19 protein-coding genes are annotated in these 16734 nt (G+C 51.4%); 16 read left to right on the top strand and 3 right to left on the bottom strand.

Annotated features, from left to right (window positions below):
• Positions 1 to 80 precede the first annotated feature (80 nt).
• Entirely contained in the window at positions 81 to 818 is a 738-nt protein-coding gene (locus tag IPM28_03270; protein MBK9172013.1) for a tetratricopeptide repeat protein, read from the top strand.
• Between the two features lie 289 nt (positions 819 to 1107).
• On the opposite strand, the gene IPM28_03265 is transcribed toward IPM28_03270, so the two are convergent.
• On the bottom strand, positions 1108 to 2004 hold the full coding sequence (locus tag IPM28_03265; GenBank protein ID MBK9172012.1) for a prepilin peptidase: 897 nt from the start codon (positions 2002 to 2004) through the stop codon (positions 1108 to 1110).
• Positions 2005 to 2656: 652 nt separating this feature from the next.
• Here IPM28_03265 and IPM28_03260 point away from each other — a divergent pair.
• On the top strand, positions 2657 to 4108 hold the full coding sequence (locus IPM28_03260) for a hypothetical protein (protein ID MBK9172011.1): 1452 nt from the start codon (positions 2657 to 2659) through the stop codon (positions 4106 to 4108).
• Positions 4109 to 4413: 305 nt separating this feature from the next.
• Here IPM28_03260 and IPM28_03255 read toward each other — a convergent pair whose 3' ends face one another.
• Complete coding sequence (locus IPM28_03255; GenBank protein ID MBK9172010.1) at positions 4414 to 4623, bottom strand: hypothetical protein; 210 nt, start codon at positions 4621 to 4623, stop codon at positions 4414 to 4416.
• Positions 4624 to 4637: 14 nt separating this feature from the next.
• Positions 4638 to 4820, bottom strand: coding sequence for a hypothetical protein (locus IPM28_03250; GenBank protein MBK9172009.1), 183 nt, complete (start codon positions 4818 to 4820; stop codon positions 4638 to 4640).
• 187 nt (positions 4821 to 5007) lie between these two features.
• On the opposite strand from IPM28_03250, the gene IPM28_03245 reads away from it, so the two are divergent.
• The 14 genes from IPM28_03245 to IPM28_03180 all read left to right on the top strand — a co-directional run bounded on the left by IPM28_03245 (position 5008) and on the right by IPM28_03180 (position 16732).
• Positions 5008 to 6852 carry an FAD-dependent oxidoreductase gene (locus tag IPM28_03245; GenBank protein MBK9172008.1) on the top strand — a complete coding sequence of 615 codons (1845 nt, stop codon included), beginning with the start codon at positions 5008 to 5010 and terminating at the stop codon, positions 6850 to 6852.
• Positions 6853 to 7011: 159 nt separating this feature from the next.
• Positions 7012 to 7695, top strand: a complete 684-nt coding sequence (locus IPM28_03240; GenBank protein MBK9172007.1) for a hypothetical protein — start codon at positions 7012 to 7014, stop codon at positions 7693 to 7695.
• An 11-nt stretch (positions 7696 to 7706) separates the two neighbouring features.
• Positions 7707 to 8063, top strand: a complete 357-nt coding sequence (locus tag IPM28_03235; GenBank protein ID MBK9172006.1) for a DUF2200 domain-containing protein — start codon at positions 7707 to 7709, stop codon at positions 8061 to 8063.
• Positions 8064 to 8202: 139 nt separating this feature from the next.
• Positions 8203 to 8538, top strand: a complete 336-nt coding sequence (locus IPM28_03230; protein MBK9172005.1) for a winged helix-turn-helix transcriptional regulator — start codon at positions 8203 to 8205, stop codon at positions 8536 to 8538.
• Entirely contained in the window at positions 8535 to 9035 is a 501-nt protein-coding gene (locus IPM28_03225; GenBank protein ID MBK9172004.1) for an SRPBCC family protein, read from the top strand. The genes IPM28_03230 and IPM28_03225 overlap by 4 nt, the downstream gene beginning before the upstream one ends.
• 72 nt (positions 9036 to 9107) lie before the next feature.
• The gene (locus IPM28_03220) at positions 9108 to 9596 is read left to right on the top strand and encodes an SRPBCC domain-containing protein (GenBank protein MBK9172003.1); all 489 of its coding nucleotides are present in this window, start codon (positions 9108 to 9110) and stop codon (positions 9594 to 9596) included.
• A gap of 38 nt (positions 9597 to 9634) precedes the next feature.
• Positions 9635 to 10096: a hypothetical protein gene (locus IPM28_03215; GenBank protein MBK9172002.1), complete on the top strand. Its 462-nt coding sequence runs from the start codon at positions 9635 to 9637 to the stop codon at positions 10094 to 10096.
• Positions 10097 to 10142: 46 nt separating this feature from the next.
• Positions 10143 to 10967 carry an alpha/beta hydrolase gene (locus IPM28_03210; GenBank protein MBK9172001.1) on the top strand — a complete coding sequence of 275 codons (825 nt, stop codon included), beginning with the start codon at positions 10143 to 10145 and terminating at the stop codon, positions 10965 to 10967.
• Positions 10968 to 11236: 269 nt separating this feature from the next.
• On the top strand, positions 11237 to 11665 hold the full coding sequence (locus IPM28_03205; protein MBK9172000.1) for a DUF1801 domain-containing protein: 429 nt from the start codon (positions 11237 to 11239) through the stop codon (positions 11663 to 11665).
• 55 nt (positions 11666 to 11720) lie between these two features.
• Positions 11721 to 12458 carry a DUF4240 domain-containing protein gene (locus IPM28_03200; protein MBK9171999.1) on the top strand — a complete coding sequence of 246 codons (738 nt, stop codon included), beginning with the start codon at positions 11721 to 11723 and terminating at the stop codon, positions 12456 to 12458.
• A 27-nt stretch (positions 12459 to 12485) separates the two neighbouring features.
• Positions 12486 to 13079, top strand: coding sequence for a dihydrofolate reductase family protein (locus IPM28_03195; protein ID MBK9171998.1), 594 nt, complete (start codon positions 12486 to 12488; stop codon positions 13077 to 13079).
• A gap of 94 nt (positions 13080 to 13173) precedes the next feature.
• A complete protein-coding gene (locus IPM28_03190) occupies positions 13174 to 13578 on the top strand; it encodes a hypothetical protein (GenBank protein ID MBK9171997.1) in 405 nt (134 codons plus the stop codon).
• Between the two features lie 38 nt (positions 13579 to 13616).
• Positions 13617 to 15605 (top strand): 2-oxoacid:acceptor oxidoreductase subunit alpha, encoded by a 1989-nt coding sequence (locus IPM28_03185; GenBank protein ID MBK9171996.1) that lies wholly within the window; start codon positions 13617 to 13619, stop codon positions 15603 to 15605.
• Between the two features lie 107 nt (positions 15606 to 15712).
• Entirely contained in the window at positions 15713 to 16732 is a 1020-nt protein-coding gene (locus IPM28_03180) for a hypothetical protein (protein ID MBK9171995.1), read from the top strand.
• The last annotated feature ends 2 nt before the right edge of the window (positions 16733 to 16734 follow it).

The raw sequence follows: 16734 nt of genomic DNA, 5'->3' as shown, positions 1-16734 counted from the left end.
CTCAGACGACGTAAAACGCCGCAGTCCATTTGGGCCGGCGTTTTTTCTTAGACGTGCCGGTTTTGTTAGAATCACCTTACATGGAGAAGAATACCTTCCTTGTTGCTGCTGCCGTTGCTTTGCTTGGATTCGCTTTTGGGTTTTTCCTTGCAAATACATTTAATCGTGGCGAAATGGATGTGCTGCGGGCCGAGAACGAACGATTGAGATCGACCTCGGGCAGTTCCGCTCAGCAAACAGGTCAGACCGAACTTGCCGAAAATGAGATCCAGGCCAAGATCTCTGAGGCTGACGCAAGTCCGGAAAATCTCGGCTTTCAGCGTAATTTGGGCCTTGCGCTTTACCGATATTCTTCGATGAAGCAGGACGTTCGGCTGTTGGGTGAATCGGCCAGATTGATCGAAAGAGCAATTTCGCTTTCTCCAAAGGACCGGGAACTAAAAGTGGCGGCCGGAAATGCTCATTTCGATATGGGTTACTTTGGTAAACAAAACGAGAGTTTTGAAAAAGCCCGGAAATATTATTCAGCGGCGCTAGCGGATAATCCAACGGACAGCAACGTGATCACCGACCTAGGGCTTTCCTATTTTCTTCAGGACCCGCAGGATCTGGCCGCTGCAAAGCGAGAATTCGACCGTTCATTAAAGATCGACCCCAAGAATGAAAAGACGCTTCAATTCGCGATTCAGACCCTCTGGCGTATGGGACGCGGGGACGAGGCCGCCGATCTTTTGGAACAGTTGAAGGTCATCAATCCGAAAAGTCCGGCGGTGAATGAGCTATCGTCGATATTGACCCAGAACCCGCCAAAACAATGAGAGAGGCCCTTTTAGTTCTATTGGTGATCGCGGTACTCTTCGGGCTGACCGCTTTTCGATATCGGCGTCAAATTTGGACAGTGATCCAGATGTGGCGGATGATCAAATCCGCTCGAGACGGAAATCCGAAAGTCAATAACGGCAAATCCGACTTGCCTGGCCGCTCGAATGAGGTTCTTGTCAATTGCTCTAAGTGTGGAAAATGGGTTTCAGAAAATAACGCCATTATGCTCGGAAATAAGATCGTGTATTGTTCTTCAAGCTGTCTAGAGGGATCGGCAAAGACCGTTTAAGGAATGAAGTTATTCACGTACCAAGCAATGATCCTCTCACCGAACAGAAAGGCCGCGATCGACCCGATTCCCAGAAAGATCCCAAATGGTATCTGAGTTTGAAGACTCTTGTCCTTTTTTGATGCGATCAGAACGCCGCCGACAATTGCTCCGGCAAAGGCTGCAATGAAGATCGATAGCAAAGACAATCGCCAGCCCAAAAGAGCACCAACGCCAAACATCATCTTGACATCTCCGAGACCCATCGCTTCGACACCCCTGAATCGTTTCCAAACCTCGCCGACGAACCAAAGCGAACCACCTCCGGCCGCCGCACCCAGGATCGCACCAAGCAGCGAGACCGCTGCAGCCGGATACTCCACCAGAATACCGGAAAGCGGGCTATAGGACATGTCGCTGAAAACTGCGTCGCCGAAAACGAGCGGGAGCACCAACCTGACTGATAGCGCGAAAAGCAAGAACGGGTAGGTTATCGCGTTTGGAAGTATCATGTGCTCCGCATCGATGAACATCAGGGCGACTATCACCGAAACGAGAACCAAGCCGACCGGCAACAGCGGGCTAAGGCCGAACTGCCAAAAAACGAGCAGCCACAAAACCGCATTCAGCAACTCCACTGCCGGATAGCGTATTGAGATCGGTTCTTTACAGCCTCTGCATTTTCCGCGAAGTAACAGCCAACTGAGGATAGGAATGTTGTCGTACTGTTTTATCGCAGCTCCGCATTTTGGGCATGCGGAATTTGGAAAAACGATGGATTCTTCCCTCGGCACGCGATGGATCACAACGTTCAAAAAGCTCCCGACGGCGGCACCGAACACACCTACGAGGATAAAGCCAACGACATCGGGCAAGCCGCTGAACGACTCAAAGGTAGAAACAAAAAAGGTCATGATATTCCAGGTTTCGTCAGCGAATTTGGGCACACAAATCGAGATGAAGGATGTGAAGACAGCCCCCGAAATCTTAAACCGTTTGGCATCAAATTAAAAGTAAGCGTACCGAAACTAATATTCGGCAATTTCTGCATCTGATCGAGGCCGAACGAATCGAAACCGGATGGCCCTGTTTTGGAAAAGTGAAAACAAGAGAATGTCTAATCTCATATGGTCGTTACCGAAAATTCCGCATTGCGGCATAAAGAAGACGGCAGCCACGATTGTCCGAAAACAGCGAATTTATTCGCGCTCGTCCGTGCACTGGTTCGCGACAGCTCTTTTCTATCAAATTGAGAGCAAGACCAAAATACCTGACGAGATATGTTGAAACGCTCGGAATCAACCACTTTTAACGTGGCACCCGTATTGCGTCAGGTTTGTGTACCACGCGTTGAAGCCCGCCATCGGCGTGATAAAGAGATCGGACGAAAAGCTCCAACTCCAGATCGGAGCATTTACGATCTCATCGTGAAAACTCTCGGCCAGGAATATTGGATCTGCTGATGGACAGCCTGCTCTCTATACGAAATCGAACCGAGTGGACACGAACGAGCTAGAGCATCGGAATGGCCCACGCAATACAATATGTCTCACGGAGGATAAAATAATGACAACCGCTATAAGATCGCTGAAGATCATCACGATCGTGATATTTGCAGGATTCGTTTCATTTATCGTTTTTTCAACAGAACGCGTGTCTCCGACAGCGATCGCATCCACCTCGGGCCCACCCGCAGGTCGGACGGGAGCTCCAGGTGAGTCCACTTGTACATCTTGCCACGCATCTAATCCCCAAACGGGACAGTTCTCGATAGTCGTTCCGACCAATTACGTACCGGGACAAACATATTCCATCCAAGTGCACAATTCTACAACCGATATGTCTCGGTCAAGTTGGGGGTTTGAACTCACGTCGCTCACCGGATCGAACACGGCTGCGGGCACATTCGCGAATGTTAATGCTACTACCCGGATCAGGACTGCTAATAGCAAAAGCTATATCGAACAGGCCGCCGCTGGCGTTTTTCCGGGCCAAACCGGTTCGTCTTCGTGGACATTTAATTGGACGGCACCTGCAACCAATGTTGGGCCAGTGACCTTTTATGCCGCGGGCCTTCACGGCGACAATCAGGACGACGATAACGGCGATCAAACCTACACGACCAACGCGGTCTCTCAACCTGCAACGCCCGTGATAATTCGACACGGCTTTTCGGATTTTGACGGCGACGGAAAGGCGGACGCCAGCGTATTTCGTCAATCTACCGGTACCTGGTATTTGAATCAGACCACGAACGGGGTCGGCGCTATCCAGTGGGGAATCTCAACCGACGATATAACCCCTGCTGACTTTGACGGCGATGACAAGGCAGATATCGCGGTATGGCGCCCGGATGATCCAACAGTTGCAGCATTCTACATCCTTCAAAGTTCCAGCACGACCGTTCGGATCGAGAGATTCGGACAGACCGGCGACGATCCGGCAGTCGTTGGAGATTGGGACGGTGACGGCAAAGCTGATCCGGCTGTTTTCAGGGCACCGGTCGGCGGCGGGCAGAGCAGCTTTTATTTCAGAGGCTCCCTAAATAATCCTGGAGGCGACGTCACTTATTTGCCGTGGGGACTCTCGGGCGATATCCCGATGCCTGGCGATTTCGACGGCGATGGAAAGCGCGACAGGGCGGTCTTTCGGACATCGACTTCAGAATGGTACATACTTCAAAGCTCGAATCTGCAGATCAGATACGATTTCTGGGGACTACCGACTGATAGGTTTGTAAACGCTGATTACGATGGTGATTCGAAAACCGACCTTGCAGTATTTCGGAATGGAACCTGGTACATAAAGCAGAGCTCAAATGGTCAGGCTGTGTATTTGAATTGGGGCTTAAGCACCGACATCCCGGTTCCGGCCGACTATGACGGCGACGGCAAAACAGATGTCGCAATATATCGAAATGGCGCTTGGTACATTTTGAGAACTTCGAGCGGAACAATGGGTGTTCAATCCTTCGGTTTGGGAACGGACAAGCCGGTTCCCAATGCGTTTGTCCAGTAACTGGCAAAGGAAGTCCATAACTCTGCTTTGCAGTTGAGCTTCAAAAATAAATGAATGGCGGTGCGGGATTCGAGTCCGGCACCGCCTTCAACGAATAGAAATAACGAGAAGATATTTGTGACGCGCGAAGACGTTCTACAAAAGGAGAGCCTTTTCAGTAGTCCGTTCCGTGACCGAACAGCAGCTTTGTTACAGCTTGATGAATCTGCCCAATGGACGATGGTGAAAGGGCTTCGTTGGCCCCAGTTCTATAAATAGCGGCGTCGATGGACTATGTGCAAGAGCGTTAAGAATTTCGAGACCGATCATTCGCGGGTCGCGTTTATTGAGTTGGCGGGGGCATCAGGATTTCCATCAACTGCCGCCACGATATATAGAAAGATGCCAAGCACGACCATGATCCCGAGCCCAATACCTGCAACAATGTAGCCCCACATCACGAATCGATGTGCTTTCGCGGTATCTTCACGGACTACGACCTCTTTGCCGTCAACTTCGATTACTTCCGTTTGCATAAGTTCTCCAGTTACTAACGAGCCGGTGAAGGGGCGGTTGCTGCGGGCACAGTTACGTTGATATCAATGTCTCTCTCCTTAGCGGGCTTCGACCTTAAGACCCCGCTGTAATAAACAACACCTGCAATGATCGCGACCACGACAACCAGTGCGATCGCCCAAACTGCGTTACTTCCTGTTCCATTTTCTTCTGCCATAACCTACAAGTGTATTGAGTCGAAACTTGATTGTTTGTACGCAAACGCACATTGCCAATTGCTTTTGGTGACGTATGCGAAATATCTTCTTCGACACGGTGTTTGCTTAGCATTTTCCTAGCATTGTGACAAAACATCATTTATCATTACGTTGCGGCAAATACTCACAACAAAAGGAAATATCGACTTGAAACCTACAGACATTCAGGATCCCGAATACTTTCATAAGGTCGTAGATTGTCAATACGCATGTCCGGCACACACGCCTGTTCCGGAATACATCCGTCTGATCGCTGAGGGTAAGTACACCGAAGCTTACATGATCAATTGGGACTCCAACGTTTTCCCGGGCGTGCTTGGTCGAACGTGCGACCGACCCTGTGAGCCCGCCTGTCGCCGCGGCCGTATCGACGAAGAGCCAGTTGCCATATGTAGATTGAAGCGCGTTGCCGCCGACAATCGAGACGATGTCATTCCATACATGCCCCAGGGGCCGTTCACCCCGAACGGCAAAAAGGTCGCACTGATCGGTGCCGGTCCTGCATCGCTTACGGTCGCAAGGGACCTTTCGCCGCTGGGTTATGAGGTTCATTTGTTTGACGAGCAGATCAAGGGTGGCGGTTTCATGCGTTCGCAGATACCGGCATTCCGTTTGCCGGAGCAGGTGCTTGACGACGAGGTCGATTACATCCTCCGTCTCGGTATCCACACCCATTTCAAGCATTACGTTTCCTCGCTCAAGGAAATCCTCGAACAGGATTACGACGCGGTCTTTGTAGGCACCGGGGCTCCGCGGGGACGAGATCTGCCGGATCTGCCGGGTCGTCAGGAAGGCGATGCGAATATTCACATCGGCATCAATTGGCTCGGCTCGGTGGCCTTTGAACACACCGACAAGATCGGGAAGACGGTTATCGTCCTCGGCGGCGGCAACACCGCAATGGATTGCTGCCGAACCGCTCGGCGACTCGGCGGTGAAGACGTGAAGGTCATCGTCCGTTCGCCGTTCGCATCGATGAAAGCTTCGCCCTGGGAAAAGGAAGACGCAATGCACGAGGACATACCGATCATCGACAACCATGTGCCGAAATCGTTTGTTATCGAGAACGGTAAACTCGCGGGCATGACCTTTGAAAAGGTTGAGGCGAAGTATGATGCGAACGGAAAACGCAGCCTTGTGCCGACGGGCGAACCCGACGTGTTCTATCCGGCAGACGATGTCCTGATCGCCGTCGGCCAGGAGAACAGTTTTCCATGGATAGAGCGTGACTGCGGTGTGGAGTTCGACAATTGGGAAATGCCTGTCGTTGATAAGGTCAGTTTTCAATCAACGCATCCAAAGGTCTTCTTTGGCGGTGATGCTGCCTTCGGGCCCGAGAACGTCATCACCGCCGTCGCCCACGGTCACCAGGCCGCGGTTTCGATCGATCTTCTCTGCAACGGCAAAGACGTAAAGACCGAACGCCTTTCGCCCTTCGTAAATCTTCATTCGATGAAGATGGGAATCCACGAATGGGCCTACGACAGCACCATCGACGAATACGACCGCCTCGCCGTGCCGCAGGCTCCGAAAGAATTCACGCTCAAAGACCGCAAAAAAGAAGTCGAACTCGGTTTTGACCCGCTCGCGGGCTACAAGGAAGCCGAACGCTGCCTAAACTGCGACGTGCAGACCGTTTTCGACGCCCCAAAATGCATCGAGTGCGACGCCTGCGTGGATATCTGCCCGACCAGCTGCATCACGTTTACCGCAGACGGCGAAGAGGCCGACATTCGGCAACGCACAAAAGTTCCCGCATTGAATCTAAAGCAGGACATCTACGTCGCCGACGGTCTAAAAACCGGCCGTGTCATGGTCAAGGACGAAGACGTCTGCCTCCACTGCGGCCTCTGCGCCGAACGCTGCCCCACCGCCGCCTGGGACATGCAGGCCTTCTGGTACAACATCACCAAAGCCGGCCACCTCAAATACGGACCAACCGTCGTAGGCAATCTAGTCCAGATCGAAAGGAATGGAAATGGAGCGGGGTAACGGACAGGAATTGAGATTAAGATGAAGGTCGTGCGACAGTACATTCTCGATTATGTTCTGATCGTAACCGTAATTCTATTAAGCATCGCAGGGTTCTGGAAGATCTTTTTCGGGGCTGATGCTAGGCCGACTACGTATCACTATCTCCACGTAATTACGGTGTTTGCTTGGCTGCTGCTGTTGCTTATCCAGCTCACCCTGATCGGGAAGAAAAGCTTTCTAAGTCATAAAACCGTTGGGCTGTCGATCTTGTTATTCGGCCCTTTGCTGGTTGCTTCAACCGCTCTTATGTCAGTTCACTCGGCCCGCAAGGGGATGATCTCTGGCGAAGGCGATGCTTTGTTGGTCCAAAACGTGATGGGAACTCTGGAGCTAGGTTTCTTAATCCTAATGGGATTTGTGCTGCGGAAAAGGCGGGCGATCCATGGAGCATTTCTGTTGAGCACGACGCTGTTGTTTATGGGTATCGCCATATTTTTCACGTTGCTTGCATGGGTGCCCCAATTTAAGATCGAGGGGCCGGAAACTTTCTACAGATTCGGAACCGCCGCTTTGACTGGCCTTGCGATTTGTTTGGTCATAGGAATTATGTACTGTGTAAAGAATCGCAGATTTGGTTGGCCGGTCTTGCTGGGCGGATCATTTTTGCTGATTAATCAACTTATCAACGCACTGCTGATCTATTTCGATCTGATCAAGCCTTTGACGGAATTTGTAGGTTCGTTGAATGAAACCGCAACGTTCGTAGCAAGCTTCGGTGTCCTGTTGATCCTGTTGATTTCGACCGGCGTATTGAAAGACCGGCAAGTTGCTTATCCGCAACCGAAAACGGCCGAGAGTTGAGGTGGTTATCGATGCCAAACGACAGAGTATATGCAATGAGTTTTGCGGGGGTTTATCCGCATTATGTGGCGAAGGCGGAGAAGAAAGGCCGCACGAAAGATGAGGTCGACGAATGTATTCGCTGGCTCACGGGATACACGAAGGCCGGGCTCGCCAAGCAGATCGAGACGCGGACCAGCTTTCGCGAGTTTTTTGAAAAGGCCCCGAAACTCAACCCAAACGCCCCACTGATCAGAGGTACCGTCTGCGGCATCCGCGTCGAAGACATCGAAGACCCGTTGATGCAAAAGATCCGCTGGCTCGATAAGCTCATCGACGAACTCGCCAAAGGCAAAACAATGGAGAAGATCTTGCGAAAGCCGAAATAGGCGCTTATTGCATCGCGCATCCGCGAGATAACACCCTGATAAAACCGCTCTCCTAGATAATCGCTCGAATCACATTACGAAACCGTTCGGTTGCACTTGACATATGCAACTGAATGGTTGCATACTGCTGTTCGTTGATATGAAACGAGACATTTTTCAGGCCATAGCTGATCCGACGAGGCGGGCGATCATTGCGTTGATAGCGATTCAGGCGATGACGCCGAATGCGATCGCCGAGAATTTTCACACGACGCGGCAAGCGGTTTCTAAACATCTCCGGATACTTGCCGAATGCGAGCTTGTGACGCAATCGCGACACGGCCGCGAAATTTATTACAGCCTGGAGATCGAAAAAATGAAAGAGATCGACGAATGGCTGGAGCAATACAGAAAGATCTGGGAAAGCCGGTTCGAGCAGCTCGATGTTCTGCTGGCCGAGTTAAAGCAACAGGACAAAAAGGAGCGAAAGAAATGAAACCAGCCGAAGCAACATTGTCGTCAGATACCGAGGTTCTAGTTAAACGGAGCTTTGATGCCCCCGCCGCGATGGTGTGGCGTGCATATATGGAACCAGATCTGCTGCGTCGCTGGTGTACGGGTCCGCCTAATTGGTCGATGCCTGTCTGCGATATGGATATGCGCGTCGGCGGCACGTATCAATGGCGTTGGCGTAATGACGAAGACGGCATGGAGTTTGGGTTTACCGGCGACGTACTCGAGGTAGTTCCGCATGCCAAGATCGTTCATACGCAAGCTTTCGATCCGGGCAATATGGGCATTTCCATGGGCGGTGAACCGTCGATCATTACCGTGACGTTCGACGAGATCGACGGCATCACGAACGTCGCGACCACGATCAAATATGCGTCGCAGGCCGACCGCGATGCGGCTCTCGCAACCGGCATGACCGACGGCATGGAGACAAGCTATACGCGGCTCGACGAAGTATTAAGTGCAGAAGCCCGCACGTAAGTAAGGGCGTAACGTTCAACGTTGGTATTACCCCCTTGCTCACGCGCGGGCTTCCGCACTGTTAGAAGAGAGATGAATATGGAGTTTATCGTAAACAAAGAAACAAAGACGGTCACCATAACCAAAGAGTTTGATGCCGGGCTGTCGTTGGTCTGGGACGCATACACGAAGGCCGAGCTGCTCGACCAGTGGTGGGCACCGAAACCTTTCGCGTCACGGACAAAGGCCATGGACTTTACCGTTGGCGGCAAGAGATTTTACGCCATGGTCAGCCCTGAAGGCGTCGAGCGTTGGGTTTTGCAGAAATATACTTCGATCACCCCGAAAACCAATTTCAAGCTCTTTAACGCATTTGCAGACGAAAACGAAAACCCGCAATTGCCCGGCTCCGATTGGGACATGAATTTCAGCGAGCAAGACGGAAAGACGACGGTTCACGTTTCTATCTACAACGAGTCGCTGGAACGCCTCGAGCAAATGATCGAATTCGGCTTCGCCGAAGGAACGAAGGCGCAGCTGCAAAATTTGGAAGAACTATTGAAGGGCATGCGAGCAGAGTAAGATGGACCGATATGCGGGCGAAAAATCGATGAGATGGTATGAAAGTAAATATCAATGCAAACATTTGCGACCTTGCGACGGAGCGAATCGCTGCTCGACTTCAAGATGTTTTCGACATCATAGAAAAGGACGTAAGTAGAGATTATGGTGGAACGATGCAGCATCTTTGGATCGATTTTGAATTAAGCCAGTTTGGGATTGACCGGCGACCACCTTTTCCGTTTCGGTTCCAGAAGAAGGTCGGTGGCGGCATTTCGAGACTAACCGGCCTGCGAACCGAAGTATATGAAAATGTTGGACATTACAGTGTCCGACCGGATTTCGATGTGTTATTAGATCTGCCACTTGGTTCCGTACCAAGTTATGCGTTGGGTCTGATCTACATGTCTACCTCTGTTCTTGTGGACAAAAAGAAGAAGCTCGGCGGGTTCGACGCTGAGAGATTTCGAATCGAACTCTTGTCATCGTGCACAAAACACGGCTATGAGATTCAGAACTAACATGAGGAAACCAATTATGAAGACACTCGCCTTCGCCATAACGACGATGACGTTGTTAGCAGGTATCGCATCGGCGCAGCAAAAGCCGACTACAGGTTATGCGCCGGTTAACGGGCTAAAAATGTATTACGAAATTCACGGCAAGGGCGAGCCGGTGGTGTTGCTGCATGGGGCGTTTATGGCGATCTCGGGTGATTGGAATGATTGGATCAGCGAACTCGCCAAAACGCGCAAAGTGATCGCCGTGGAAATGCAGGGTCATGGTCGTACGGCCGACATCGATCGCGATATTACTGCTGAAAATCTTTCCGACGACGTTTCCGCGTTGCTTGATCATCTAAAGATCCCAAAGGCAGACATAATGGGTTACAGCTTGGGGGCCGGTGTCGCGATGCAGTGTGCGATCCGTCATCCTGAAAAAGTGCGAAAGGTCATAAGCATTTCGGCCCCGTTCCGCCTCGACGGCTGGGTCAAAGAAGGTCGCGAAGCTCTCCCCAATCTCACGGCGGAAGTATTCAAAGGCACGCCAATGGAGGCTGAGTACAAAAGGCTTAGCCCGACACCTGACAAGTTCGCGGACTTCATCAAGCACGTCGTCGCGATGGCTTCGAAACCGTACGATTTCGGCGCCGACAAATTTGCAGCGACAAAGGCACCGATGTTCTTCATCCACGGCGACGCCGACGGTGTGCGGTTCGAACACATCGCCGAAATGTACCGCCTAAAAGGCGGCGGCAACATCCACGGCGACATGCAGCCTCGCCCAGCGTCGAGATTGGTAATTTTGCCCGACACCACCCACGTCACCCTGATGAACCACAGACAAACGCTCGTGCCGATGGTGAACGACTTCCTGGATGCGAAGCCGTAAAGCAAATAGAGGAAGAATTGCCAGGTTATGTTGCTAATTTTCTGAGCCTCGTTTACGCGGGCTCCCCGAAGGAAGCATAGCCCCGTCGTTCACGGCGGGGTGTAGGTAGTGAGATGCTTTTCAGCCCGTTTCAACGGGCTTGAAATCCGGCGGCTTAAGCCCGGAAGAACAAGGACGTTAAAACGCCCTTCGTAAATTGCACCCAAGCTTACCCCGCCGTAAACGACGGGGCTATGACTGAAAAAGACTGCTAGAACAGCCTCACTAAGATGAAAGTAAACGAACAAATCGACGCGTACATTGCAAGCCACCCGGAACCAAAACGCAGCGATCTGCAAGTGCTGCACGAGCGCATACTACAGATCAGTCCGGGATGTAAGCTGTGGTTTCTCGACGGCAAAAACAGCGAAGGTAAGGTCGTTTCTAATCCGGATATCGGCTACGGATCTCGCCCTCATAAATACGCCGATGGGACGATCCGCGAGTTCTATCAGATCGGCCTGAGCGCAAACAAAACCGGGATCTCTGTCTATATCCTCGGCATCGAAGACAAAAAATACCTGGCCGAAACATACGCCAGCACCCTCGGCAAAGCCACCGTGACCCGCTATTGCATTCGGTTCAAAACTCTAAAAGATATAAACACCGATGTCCTCGCAGCGGCGATTCGGTTTGGGTTTGAGGCTCAGAAATCATAAATGGTCGAAACATGAGTCAGGACTGCGGATGAGAATGTAGTGTGAAAATCTAATTATGAAGAGAATTTACATCAACCAGACAGGCGACTCCAATAAGTTTTGGACTATTGAACAGGCAGGAAATTCTTATACAGTAACCTGGGGGAAAATCGGAACGGAAGGAAGAACAACCTCAAAATCTTTCGAGGACAGAGAAACGTGTCGAAAGGAAGTCGAAAAACTCACCAACGAAAAGTTAGGTAAGGGCTACCAAGAAATTAGCGAACTGTCGCAAGTTCAGGCAAAACCCGTTGAGGACTACAAACCGATGGACGAAGACATCTTTTGGGAAGTAATCAAGTTATTTGACTGGACAAAGACCGGCAACGACGACGCTGTTTTGCGACCTGCCGTTAAGCATCTCGCGTCCATGCCAGTCGAGGACATTTACAAGTTTGCCGATATTTTATCGGAGAAACTTTTTCTATTAGACGGAATTACCTACGCCTCAAACATTGGTGAAGAATCCTACAAGGGCGAGGACGGGCACTTTTCAGTGGACTACTTTTTGTATGTTAGGTGTTGTGTGGTCGCTAATGGCAAAGACTATTTCAACCGAGTTAAGGCAAATCCAACAGAAATGCCAAAAGAGATGGATTTTGAGCCGTTGCTGTATTTGCCAGCAGATGCTTACAACAAAAAAACAAAATCAGAGGACTACGATTACGAGCCAAAATACAATTTTGAAACATTCAGCAACACTGATGGTTGGAAAATGGAAGACGATAAAAAATCGTGGTGGAAATTGTGGTAGGCGATTTCGGTTGGGGATGAAATTAAGATGAGAAAAATAATTGCCGCAGAATTCATGACGATCGATGGTGTCATACAGTCGAGCCCGGAGGACGGGTTTAAGTATGAAGGGTGGTTTTTCGGATATACGGACGAGGAAGCCGGGGCGGTGATACAGCGGCGACTGGGAAAAGAGGTGGATCTGCTGTTAGGGCGGAAGACGTTTGACATGTGGGAGCCGTACTGGCCGACGCACTCGCATTTTTGGCCGCATGTGATGACCGCGACGAAGTACGTCGCCTCGAACACACGCACCTCGAGCGATTGGCAACCGACGGTCTTTTTGGGCGGCGATCTCGCGGAAAAGGTGCGCGAACTTAAACAAACCGACGGACCCGATCTGTACGTATTCGGAAGCGCGAACCTGCTTCAGACGCTTTTCAAAAATGACCTCGTCGATGAGATGGAGCTCATGATAATCCCGATCACCCTCGGCACCGGAAAACGTCTATTCGAAAGCGGCACCATCCCGGCGTCCTTCAAGGTGACCGACAGCCTGATCTCGCCAAACGGCAACATCTGCATCACATACACACGCGACGGCGAGGTTAGAATCGGTGCTCCTCAAATAGAAGAGAACTAGTGATAGTATACGAAACGCACTCACGGTTTTACGCGTCGGCGATAATGACGTGTTGCTCCATGGGGCATTGATCGGGCGCAGATAGGAGTCAAATATGTTACGTATCATCTTCGGCGTTATTTCAGGATTCTTTGGCTGGGCGATCGTATGGTTTGGCAGTGAAATAGTCCTTTCGGCCATTTGGCCGGCGTTCGGCGCTCAGCAAAGTGCGTTCCAAGCTGCGATCGAAAACGAAGCTCCGTTCAGTGGGGAAACTAGTTTTCTGCTCACGCAAATTGTCCTAGCTACAGTAGTCTCGGCAATAGCCGGCTTTCTGGCCGCGATCGTCGCCGGTGCAAACAAACGCGCGCCGTTGGTGCTCGGCTTTCTGCTGCTCGCAATGGGTTTATTGAAGGCCTTTATGTCCTGGCCGCTTGTTCCCGTTTGGCATCACTTTGTCTTTACGGCGATCCTGCTTCCAATGGCGATCCTGGGAGGTAAATTGAAATCCAACCGGTAGTTTGCAAAAGACATTACGAGGTCTAGAATATTAAACTGATGACCCAAGCTGGCAAGATCAACGATTTCGTAGTGAGATTCGCAAACGTCAACGGCACTGGTTCGGCATCGGCAAATGCTCTGTTTACCAAGGCGGTGTTTCGCATGGGCGTGCCCGTTACACCGAAGAACATCTTTCCGTCAAACATACAAGGCCTGCCGACCTGGTATGAGGTGCGGGTGAGCGAGAAAGGTCATCTCGGCCGCCGTGAAGGCGTCGATCTGATGATCGCCGTCAATCCGCAGTCGATGAAGAAGGACTACGCCGATGTTCGACAAGGCGGCTATTTCCTTTATGACTCGTCAAAGCCCCTGCCGCCCGATTACCAACGCGACGACATAACACACATTCCGATCCCGCTGATGAATCTCTGCAACGCCGAATTTACCGACGCACGGCAGCGGCAGTTGTTCAAGAACATTATTTATATCGGTGCACTTTCGGCACTGATCGATCTGGAATTTACAGTGCTCGAAGGGCAGATCGCTGAGCAATTCAAAGGGAAAGAAAAGCTGATCGAGCCGAACATCAGGGCCTTGAACATCGGTGTCGATCATGCTCGAGAGAATTTTGATTGCCCGCTCGACATCCGCGTCGAACGCCGCGATCTGCTCGGCGAGAAGATATTATACGGCGGCAATTCCGCTTGTGCTCTCGGCGCGATCTACGCCGGTGCGACCGTCGCCGCGTGGTACCCGATCACGCCGTCGACATCGGTGGTCGACGCTTTTGCGAAATATGCTTCGAAATATCGGGTCGATCCCGAAACCGGCAAGAACAACTACGCGATCGTCCAGGCAGAGGACGAACTCGCCGCGATCGGGATGGTGATGGGGGCCTCGTGGAACGGAGCACGGGCCTTTACCGCGACCAGCGGCCCAGGCGTCTCGCTGATGAATGAATTCCTCGGCCTCGGCTACTTCGCCGAAGTGCCGACGGTGCTGATAGACGTTCAACGCACAGGCCCGTCGACCGGAATGCCGACGCGAACGCAGCAATCGGACATTCTGCTTGCCGCCTACGCATCGCACGGCGACACGAAGCATCCGCTGTTGTTTCCCGCGTCGCCGAAAGAGTGCTTCGAGATGACGGCCCAGGCCTTTGATCTGACCGAACGCCTGCAAACGCCGGTCATCGTCATGACCGACCTGGATCTCGGCATGAACGATCACGTGACCGATCCGCTTGTTTGGGACGATTCGCGGGCGTATGACCGTGGAAAGGTTCTCACGACCGAGCAACTGGAGTTCCTGGGAAGTGCGATAGACCGAATGCAGGCTGCTGTCGATGAGCATCAGCCCGTTACGAATGGCAGCGGAAATGGCCATATGGGTGCATCCCTTTCGGAACTCGACGCACAGACTCACGGTGACCACTCGGCAACTCAACCGCTTGAACAGTTCAAAGGCAAATGGGGCCGATATCTGGACATCGACGGCGATGGAATTCCTTATCGAACGATCCCCGGAACGCACCATACACGCGGAGCCTTCGTAACACGTGGGTCGAGTCGCGACGAGTATGCGGTCTATACTGAGGATGGCTCCGCCTATCAGCGCAATATGGAACGGCTATCGCAGAAATGGGAAACGGCTAAGGAGCTCGTTCCGCAGCCGGTTTTCTTTAGTCCGGGGATGTCTCATGAATCCGAACCCGGAGCGGTTGTCACTGGTCATTCGGATGGCGTGATCTTTTTCGGGACGTCGGCATACGCTGCGGCGGAGGCTCTCGAGATGCTGGCCGCCGAGGGTATTACGCTCGACGGCATGCGGCCCCGCGGCTTTCCGTTCGGCAAGGCGTTCGTTGAGTTCGTAGATGCCCACGAAAGACTGTTTGTGATCGAACAAAACCGCGATGCTCAATTTCGCAGCCTGATGATGATCGAACTCGGCACCGACGCCGCCAAGCTCATCTCCGTCCTAAACTACGACGGCATGCCGATCACGGCGGATAATATATTTAGGCAGATAAAAGAAAGATTGAAATGATTTACAGACTCATATTGATAATGCTGGTCGCAGTTAGTGTCCCGATTCTCGTCGGAGGAAACGTCCCCGCGGCGCGGCTGGAGTCTCAAATAGTTCAACCTTTTGTGTTGGACGAGTTTGACGATCTCATCAAAGATGCCTTTCAACTCTACTCGCAACGAAAATACGAAGAAGCACTTGCAAAATGCGTGAAAGCCGTAGAGTTGCGACCATCGGACTTCCGGCCACACTACATTTCCGGAGCGGTTTATATGGCTCAATGGAAAATGAAAAGCGCCTCCGAAGCGTTTGCCAAAGCGATCTTCTTAAACCCAAAAGAAAAGAGTCTTCACGTCAATAAATCCCGCGCTGATCGGCATCGCAACGAGAGAGAAGAGGCTGTTGCCGCCGCTCGTGAAGCGATAAAACTTGACGCTGCATATGCGGAGGCATACGTAGCATTGGCTGATGCCTTGTCTATTGGGGCAAAAGACTATAGCGAGATCATAGAAGCGTACCGCACAGCAATAAAACTGAAACCCACGCTTTTTAACGCGTACAAAGATCTGGGGATGTTTTTGTCGGTCTCAAAAGATAAAAAAGGAGCCGAGGAAGTCTATAGAAACGTGATGGATCTTGACCCCAATAAAATGATTGGGCGATTCGAATTAGGCAGGCTACTTGTCGAACAAGGCCGGTTGAAAGAGGCGCGCGAGGTTTGGGACGGGAGAAAGTCAGACAAAGACAATACATTCCCCAATTTCATCACGCTGCTTGAACGAGCCGAGAAAAAGAAAAAGGCCGAAGATGCGCTTGCGAAGAAACCGAACGACCCAGAGGCCTTGCTTCAAATGGGCCTCATGGTGATGGATGGTGAGTCTTGGGTTGTAGATGGAAGACAGGAAAAGGCGATCGTTTACTTTAGGAAGGCATTGGAAAAAAAACCGGACTTCGCACAAGCTCAGTACGCAATATGCAAGGCTTACGTCCAAATGGCAGATACGTTCAAATCCAAGAATAAAGAGACGGACGAAGAGATTGCAAAACTTCGAAAAATGGATGCAAAACTTGCGGACGAGATCACTCAATATCGAAAAACATATTCGGGCGGCCTCAGGACAGGCCCACCTCCTCCTAAAGACCAATAAAG

The sequence above is a fragment of the Chloracidobacterium sp. genome, assembly GCA_016716305.1.
GTDB lineage: Bacteria > Acidobacteriota > Blastocatellia > Pyrinomonadales > Pyrinomonadaceae > OLB17.
Note: the sequence above shows the minus strand (reverse complement) of the source record. Positions and strands in the feature narration are given on the sequence as shown.